Genomic DNA, 1627 nt, shown 5'->3' on the forward strand with positions numbered 1-1627 from the left:
GCTGGATGAGATGGGTAACCGTGCGGTGCTGGTCGAGCCGTGGGTGCCGGTGTCGATTCCGGGGTTGTTCGCGGCGCAGGTGGCGCGCACGCCGGGTGCGGTGGCGGTGTGTTGTGCGGGTGGGTCGTTGTCGTATGGGGAGTTGGATGAGGCGTCGAATCGGTTGGCGCATGTGCTGATCGAGCGGGGTGCGGGGCCCGGTGAGTCGGTGGCGGTGGTGTTTTCCCGCTCGGCGGAGGCGATCGTGGCGATCCTGGGGGTGTTGAAGTCGGGGGCGGCGTATGTGCCGATCGATCCGGGGTTGCCGGCGGCGCGGGTCGAGTTCATGTTGGCCGATGCCGCGCCGGTGGCCGCGGTGACCACCGCGGCGCTGGCCGACAGGTTGGCCGGGTATGTGGTGCCGGTCATCGACGTGGGCGATCCTGGGTTGCGCGCGCGGCCGGGCACGGCCCCGGCGGTGGGTCCGGATCCGCAGGATGTGGCGCACATTATTTACACCTCGGGGACGACGGGGGTGCCTAAGGGGGTGGCGGTCAGCCACGCGAATGTGACCCGGTTGTTCGATGCCCCGGCGGTGGGGGTGGTGTTGGGGTCGGGTCAGGTGTGGACCCAGTTCCATTCGTATGCCTTTGATTTCTCGGTGTGGGAGATCTGGGGGGCGTTGCTGCATGGTGGGCGGCTGGTGGTGGTGCCCGAGGCGGTGGCGCGTTCGCCCAAGGACTTTCATGCGTTGTTGGTGGCCGAGCGGGTCACGGTGTTGAGTCAGACCCCGGCGGCGGTGCGGATGCTCTCGCCGCAGGGGTTGGAGGGCACGGCGTTGGTGATCGGGGCCGAGCCGGTGCCGGCGGAGGTGGTGGACCGGTGGGCGCCGGGGCGGGTGATGGTCAATGTGTACGGGCCGACCGAGACCACGATCTTCGCCTCGGCCAGCACGGCGTTGGTGGCCAGGTGTGGGGCGCCGCCGATCGGGGCGGCGGTGCCCGGGGCGGCGTTGTTTGTGCTCGATGGCTGGTTGCGGCCGACCCCGGTCGGGGTGGTCGGGGAGTTGTATGTGGCCGGGCGTGGGGTGGGCCTGGGTTATGTGGGCCGGGCTTCGTTGACCGGGTCGCGGTTTGTGGCGTGCCCGTTCGGGGTGCCGGGGGAGCGGATGTATCGCACCGGGGACCTGGTGTGTTGGGGTGCCGATGGGCAGCTGCGCTATGTGGGGCGCGCGGATGCGCAGGTCAAGGTCCGCGGGTATCGCATCGAGATCGGGGAGATCGAGTCGGCGCTGGCCGCCCTGGACGGGGTCGAGCAGGCGGTGGTGGTGGTGCGCGAGGACCGCCCCGGTGACAAGCGCCTGGTCGGCTATCTGACCGGCACGGCCGAGCCGGGCGCGCTGCGCAGCCAACTGGCCGAGCGGCTGCCGGGCTACATGGTCCCGGCCGCGCTGGTGACGCTGCCCGCCCTGCCGGTCACGGTCAACGGCAAACTCGACACCCGCGCACTGCCCGCCCCGGAATACAGCGCCTCGGGCTACCGCGCGCCGACCAGCGCAGTCGAGGAAATCCTGGCCGGCATCTACGCCCAGGTCCTCGGCGTCGACCGCGTCGGCATCGACCAATCCTTCTTCGACCTCGGCGGCGAC

The 1627-nt window shown here is 70.6% G+C and carries 1 protein-coding gene; it reads left to right on the forward strand.

Going from position 1 to position 1627, the window contains the following annotated elements; genetic code table 11:
* The coding region (locus BST44_RS29090) for a non-ribosomal peptide synthetase (protein ID WP_142274741.1) at positions 1–1627 on the forward strand (1627 nt) is incomplete at both ends.

Source organism: Mycobacterium scrofulaceum (assembly GCF_002086735.1).
Lineage (GTDB): Bacteria > Actinomycetota > Actinomycetes > Mycobacteriales > Mycobacteriaceae > Mycobacterium > Mycobacterium scrofulaceum.